This is a genomic window from Pseudomonas sp. PF05, assembly GCF_056521845.1.
Map to the genome: position 1 here is coordinate 22,679 of NZ_JBWLPW010000034.1, position 6,880 is coordinate 29,558.

Consider the following 6,880-nt stretch of genomic DNA (forward strand, 5'->3'; position numbering starts at 1 on the left):
TCTGTGGGAGCAAAGCTTGCTCGCGATGGCGGTGGCCCAGTCGATGAAGATGTCGGATGTGCCGGCCTCTTCGCGAGCAAGCTCGCTCCCACAGGGAGACTGGGTGCACATGAATTTTGTGTCCGCTGAAAATCCAGTGTGGGAGCAAGCTTGCTCGCGATGGCGGTGGCCCAGTCGATGAAGATGTCGGATGTGCCGGCCTCTTCGCGAGCAAGCTCGCTCCCACAGGTCTGCCAATAACCATCAATCCCGTGGGCACCGCAAATCATTCCAAGGCACGAGCGCGGTCAACATCAAGCAACCATATGCTTCTCACGATGGAACTCAAGATACAACACCGTCCGGTGAGCCCTGGACGCATTGACCGCAAAGTGGTCCAGGGACCCATCGAAAATCACCAGATTGCCATTGGTGCTCTGGTTGAAACTTCCGTTGACGTTGAGGTAGGCATAGTTCTGCGTGGTAGGCGCATCGATGGTCAGTTGCATATGCAGCAGCCCCTCCTCCCAAGTGCCGGTATGAGAGTGAGTACCGAGGAACACATTGGGCTCCATCCGCAACAAAGCGCAAAGCTTGATACCAGGAATCTTGCTCAGCAGTTCGATAGTCCCGGGCATGGCATCGCGGGCGTAGGGGATTGGAGTGTCGTAGGCCACCAGACCGTATTGGGTCCACTCCGGCATGATATCCATGTCATCACCCCATCCCCAGAGCCAGCCATACTCCCCCCCAGCCGCCATGTGAGCGTCGATCTCCTCGACGATCTCGGCGATCTGCTTGCCCACGCGGTTGATCGTCAGGGTCGGCGCATTGAGGGCCAGAAATTCCTCGCGGATCACTTCCCAGTTGTCGGCCAGGTGCTTGAGTTGCGGAAAACGGCAGGGATCATAAAACGACGGGCGCATAGGTACTCCTTTTATTGAGGTTGTCGATTCCGCTGGCAAAGCCAGATGGTCCTGTCCGCCGGGTGCTTGGGGCGTAGCAGGAGAGCCTGCCAAGGGTGACGCAGCGGGCGTGGCCTGTCTGTCACGGGAATCAGGTACACCGGGGTCGACCGGCATTACAGGGGCTCGACCTGGGGGTCTTCGATCATTCGCGGGGCGGCCATCGGCGCTGGCGGCTCGTCCAGTCGACGCATCGGTCCGTAGAGCAAGACGCTCAATGGCAGCAACGCGAACAATCCGCCGGCCACCACGAACAGCAGCCCCACGCCACGCCCCGGCCCCACGCCCAGCCAGTGCCCGATCGAGTCGGCGTAAAGGCCGCCGGGCATCAGTGCCGGCTGGAACCAATGATCCACCAGGAAACCGCCGATGATCACCGCCAGGCTGGTGGTGGCGATGGTCAACATGCTGATCAACGCAAACACGCTGGCACGGTTATCCGCAGGGATCCTGCGCATCCATAGTGAGTTCACGCTGGCGTCGGCAATGCTCGCCATGGTGATCGCGACAAAGGCCAGCGCGCAGTAGGCGAAAGCCTGCGAGACCAGCCCCAAGGCGACGACACAGGCTGCCAGCAACAGATCGGCCACCGCTACCAGCACCATCAACCGACGTGGATTGCCCATCGAAATCAGCAGTCCCGCGCCAGCGAGGCCGCCCAGCGCCGCCCAAGTATAGGCCATCCCCAAGGCTTGACTGCCCAGGGTCGACAACAGCAACGGCGTCATCATCAAGGTAGCCAGTGACAACAGCGCCATGCGCATCATGGTGTAGACCAGCAGCCCGGCCATCAGCCGCTGGGCGACAAAGAACTTCAGCGCCGCGGCGACATTCCCCAGTGCCCCGCCGAACACCGTGCCTTTTGGCGCGTCGTCCTCGCGCCCCGGCGCCCCTCGTACATGGGAGAACGCCTTGATCACCAGCAAGGTGCCGGAGCAGAAGGTCATCAAGTCCACCGCCAGGATCGTCACCAGCCCGGCACTGGCCATGATCGCCCCCGCCAGCAGCGGCGCCACCAGGGCCGAAGCATTCTTGCTGATACTGATCAATCCCGAGGCGCGGGTGAACTTGTCGGGCGCGACAATCGTACTGACAGCCGCCTGATAGGCCGGCTTGCGAAAGGCGCCGACAATCGACGCCAGGCAATTGAAAATGTACAGGTGCAGCGGTTCCAGGCGTTCGAACCAGAGCAACGCCATGACCCCCAGGAGCAACACCGCCAGGGTCACATCGCAACAGACAATGATCACCCGGTGGCTGATCCGGTCGGCCAGGCCACCCGCCAAAGGCAGGAACAGCACCGCCGGCAGTGTCGCCGCCAGCACCACGTTGGCGAAGGCCACCGCCGAACCGGTGTGGTTGTACACCCAGACGCCCAGGGCGAATTCCATCAGCGCCGTGCCCACCAGCGCCAGCGACTCGCCGCACCAGAGGAAATAGAAACCGCGCCCCAGGTCAAAACCCCGGCGGCCGCTCCCCACGCTCATGGGCGCACATCGCGAGGCGTGACGACACCGATCAACTTGTCCAGTAGCCGATAGGCCAGAGAATAGAGCACCGCGCCAAACACCAACGGCGCAAAACGGGAAAACAGATAGGTCCGCAACACCCGCCTGGCGATGGGCGAGCTGATGTTGCCACTGACGTGCAAGGGCGTCGGGAACGTCGCCGCGACGGTGGCGCCAAATTCATCGTCCATCGACTGCACGGCGTGCCACCAGTAGACCGGGATGTACAACGCATCCCCCGGTTCCACCACCGTGCGCAACGCCCGCAACGCGCGAGTGCCCGGGAAGCGCCCGGTGTCGATGTCGTACAGGTAACCGGCCTCCTCGATCACCGGGCGCAAGGCCCGCCAACTGGCTTCGTCCGGTGGCAACAACAATACCTCCTTGGCGCCGACGACTTGGGCCATGAAGGTTTCATCGACGACATGGAAATGCCAATCGGTATAAGAGTTGCGGTACAGGAAGCTGCGATGGGGCGGATAGTGCCGGGACTTGCCCAACTGCGGCATGAACGGTAACCCACCGACGTCTTCCTTCATCTGTTCGATGGCCGAGCCTTCGGAGAACCGGCAACTGTCGGCCACCAACGGCGTATCGCCCTCGCTCAGGTCGTCGAGAAACTGGTGGAACGGCACTTCCCGATAGACCGTGTTGGCGTACTCGGTCAGCTCGGCCTTGACGTGTGGATTGGACCAGCCGATGACTTCGGAAACGATCTGCGAGCGCACCACCACCGCACTATTGCGCGAGTGCGCCTTGAGGTAGTCCAGGTGCTGCCATTTGTGAAAAGCCGGCCAATGCCGTACCGCATTCTTAACCAGGCAGGGACGGTTGCGATTGACGTAGCGGCGAGTGAATTCCTCTTTGGAAATCGCCAGCGCATCGATCACATCGACCGCACCTGCCTGCGGGTGATTGGGAAAGCGGGACAAGCTCCAGAACTTCGTCGCTGGGCGGTCTGATTCGGCGGTTAATGGCATTTTCGACCCTCGCAAGCACACTCAGGGCCGTTGGTATAACAGACTCGCGCGACCACGCCCAAGCGCCGCAAAGCCGCGCTCCGCGCTGTTGTCCCTGCTTCCCATGACAGACATCCCAAGGCGGATGCTCTAATTTTTTCTCACTTTGTGAAGGGATGTCAGGCGCAGCCGAACGGCAGATCGGGACCCTCGACGGCTCGCACCGCAGCCTTCGCCACCCCGTCGCCCCAACGCTTAACACCACCCCCGATGTCCTTCTCCACGGCTATTGATTCCGCCGACTGGCAGTCGTCCACGCCTTCACCACTGCCATTCGAACGGAGAAAAACCTCAATTGATTCTGCAAGCAGGTGCTCCGAAATGGATTCGTCGACCGATATGTTGCCTACCCAAGACTCCGCGTCCCACGAACTGGCCTCCGTCCAGCAGGGTATCTGGCTGGATCAGCTCGCACACCCGGACCTGCCCTACTACAACATCGGCATGTCCCTGGAGATCAAGGGCCAGATCAACATTGCATTGTTCGAGAAAGCCATCGAGCTGGTTGCAAATCGTCACGACACCCTGCGCCTGAGCTTCAGCCATGAAGGTGGCACCGGCCGCCAGCGAGTCCTGCCCGAGGTCAAGGTGAACCTGGAGGTGGTGGAGTTCTCCGAGGCTGACGCCGACGCCGGCTTGGCCATGGACTATCTGCGCGACGCCTTTCGCCAACCCTTTGAGTCATTGACGGGCCGGCTCTGGGACGCACGCATGGTCCGTTGCGGCCCGAACCGCCATTATTGGCTCGCCCGCTACCACCACCTGGTCACCGACGGCATTGGCGTGGCCCTGATCGGCCATGCCGTGGGCTCGGCCTACAACGCGTTGCTGGCCGGCAACGATGAAGTTGCCCAAGGGCATTCCTACCTGTCGTTCCTGGAAGATGACCGGGCTTACCTGGCCTCGTCCCGCTATGAGCGCGACCGCCAGTTCTGGCAGGACACCTACGCACAGATGCCGCCGTCGCTGCTGCAGCGCCGGGCCGATTTCAAGACCGGGCAGGCCAATGAACTGGCGCCCAGTGCCCAGGTCCAGGCGATGCTGCCCCGGGCGCTGTACAACGCGTTGACGCAATTTGCCAGCGAACGCAGCCTCTCGGTTGCCCATGTGCTGATCAGCGTGGTCGCCACTTATTTCTGTCGCACCGTGGGTGTCGATGAAATCGTCATCGGCATGCCCGTGCACAACCGCACCACGGCCCGGGCGAAAGAAACCGCCGGCATGTTTTCCTCCGTCAGCCCGATCCGCCTGCCCGTCGATTTCGACGCCTCGCTGTTGGATCTGATGCACGCCGCTGGCGGGCAATTGCGCCGCTGCTACCGTCACCAACGCTTCCCCATCGCCGAACTCAATCGCACCCTGCGCCTGGCCCAGACCGGGCGTCGCCAGTTGTTCGACGTGTCCCTGTCGTTCGAAAGCCTGGACGGCGACGATCAGTTCGGCGGCACCTCGTCCACGGTCATCACCATGGACAACGGTTATGAGCAGACGCCCATGGCAATCTTCGTGCGCGATTACCATCCATTCGAAGACGTCCACCTTGATTTCAACTTCAACACCGCTTACTTCAGCCTGGAAGAAGCCCGACACCTGCAACAACGCATCGTCTCGATGCTCGAGGCGGTGCTGGAGCAGCATGAAACGCCTGTGGGGCATTACCCACTGATGAGCCAGGCCGAGCGCCAACGTGTGCAAGTCGAATTCAACGCCACGGCCCGCGACTATCCGCGGGATGTGTTGATCCACCAGCTGTTCGAACAGCAAGCCGAACAGCGCCCGCTCGCCTGTGCCGTACGCGGCGATACCGGGCCGTTGCTCAGTTATGAGCAGCTCAACCGCCAGGCCAATCGCTTGGCCCATCGCCTGATCGAGCTGGGCGTGGAACCGGATGACCGAGTGGCCGTGAGCCTGAGGCGCGGCCCGGAAATGGTCGTCGCCCTGCTGGGGGTTCTCAAGGCCGGGGGCGCCTACGTGCCCATCGACCCGGACCTGCCAAGCGCACGCCAGGCGTTCATGCTCGACGACAGCAGCCCTCGGGCGGTGCTGACCAGCGAGGCGCTACTGGACCTGCTGCCCGCGTCGAATGCGCCGCTGCTGGCGCTCGACGATCCCGCACAACTGGCCGCTCAACCCGAACACAACCCGGATCCGCTCGCCCTGGGCCTGACACCCGGACACTTGGCCTACGTGCTCTACACCTCCGGCTCTACCGGCACCCCCAAAGGGGTGATGAATGAACACCTCGGCGTGGTCAACCGCCTGTTATGGGCCCGCGATGAATACCGTGTCGATGCCAACGACCGGGTGCTGCAAAAGACCCCGTTCGGTTTCGACGTCTCGGTCTGGGAGTTTTTCCTGCCGCTGCTGGCCGGGGCCGAGCTGGTCATGGCGCGCCCGGGCGGCCATCAGGAGCCGGACTACCTGGCCTGCTTGATGCGCCAGGCCGGCATCACGATGTTGCACTTCGTGCCGTCGATGCTTGACCTGTTTCTCGAACACGACGATGGACAGGCCTTCCCTGAACTGCGGCGCGTGCTGTGCAGCGGCGAAGCCCTGCCCCGTAGCCTGCAACGGCGCTTTGAACAGCAACTGCCAGCGATCGAGTTGCATAACCTTTATGGCCCGACCGAGGCGGCCATCGACGTGACGGCCTGGCAGTGCCGCGCCAGTGACCCTGGCGAAAGCGTGCCCATCGGCCGGCCGATCGCCAACATCCAGATGCACGTGCTCGATGGCCGTGGCGCACCACAACCGCTGGGCATTGCCGGGGAAATCCACATTGGTGGCATCGGCGTGGCCAGGGGTTACCTGAATCAACCGCAATTGAGCGCCGAACGCTTTATCGCCGACCCGTTCGGCACCGAGCCGAACGCGCGCCTGTACAAGACCGGCGACCTCGGCCGCTGGCTCGCCAACGGAGCCCTGGAGTATCTGGGCCGCAATGACTTCCAGGTGAAAATCCGCGGTTTGCGCATCGAGATCGGTGAAGTCGAAGCGGCCCTGGCGTTGTGCCCTGGTGTGCGTGAGGTGGTGGTCATTGCCCGGGAAGACCATCCGGGGCAGCCGGACAGCAAGCGCCTGGTCGCCTATGTCTGCGGCGAACCGATCCCGGCCGAACAACTGCGCAGCGCCTTGCTCAAGCACCTGCCCGAATACATGGTGCCCAGCGCCTTCGTCCACCTCGATGCCTTGCCGCTCACGCCCAACGGCAAGCTCGACCGCCGCGCCCTGCCGGCTCCCGGCCAAGACTCCCTGGCCAGCAAAACCTACGAAGCGCCCCAGGGCGATACTGAAATCGCCCTCGCCGATATCTGGAAAAACCTGCTGCAGCTGGACCAGGTCGGCCGTCACGACGGTTTCCTCGAACTCGGCGGCCACTCCCTGCTGACCGTGCAGTTGCAGGCGCGCT

4 protein-coding genes are annotated in these 6,880 nt (G+C 62.6%); 1 reads left to right on the forward strand and 3 read right to left on the reverse strand.

Going from position 1 to position 6,880, the window contains the following annotated elements; translation table 11 throughout:
• Positions 1-293 precede the first annotated feature (293 nt).
• From AC09SL_RS29025 to AC09SL_RS29035, 3 genes are all read right to left on the reverse strand, one after another.
• Complete coding sequence (locus AC09SL_RS29025; protein ID WP_058543098.1) at positions 294-905, reverse strand: aspartyl/asparaginyl beta-hydroxylase domain-containing protein; 612 nt, start codon at positions 903-905, stop codon at positions 294-296.
• Positions 906-1,060: 155 nt separating this feature from the next.
• A complete protein-coding gene (locus AC09SL_RS29030; RefSeq protein ID WP_058543097.1) occupies positions 1,061-2,431 on the reverse strand; it encodes an MFS transporter in 1,371 nt (456 codons plus the stop codon).
• The gene (locus tag AC09SL_RS29035) at positions 2,428-3,384 is read right to left on the reverse strand and encodes a cupin-like domain-containing protein (protein WP_226920904.1); all 957 of its coding nucleotides are present in this window, start codon (positions 3,382-3,384) and stop codon (positions 2,428-2,430) included. The genes AC09SL_RS29030 and AC09SL_RS29035 overlap by 4 nt, the downstream gene beginning before the upstream one ends.
• A gap of 408 nt (positions 3,385-3,792) precedes the next feature.
• Here AC09SL_RS29035 and AC09SL_RS29040 point away from each other — a divergent pair.
• The coding region (locus AC09SL_RS29040; RefSeq protein WP_479571970.1) for a non-ribosomal peptide synthetase at positions 3,793-6,880 on the forward strand (3,088 nt) is incomplete at its 3' end.

What these genes read in the sequence shown, in the direction of transcription:
- AC09SL_RS29025 (WP_058543098.1), bottom strand. Translation starts at nt 905, where the DNA reads ATGCGCCCGTCGTTTTATGATCCCTGCCGTTTTCCGCAACTCAAGCAC.
- AC09SL_RS29030 (WP_058543097.1), bottom strand. Translation starts at nt 2,431, where the DNA reads ATGAGCGTGGGGAGCGGCCGCCGGGGTTTTGACCTGGGGCGCGGTTTC.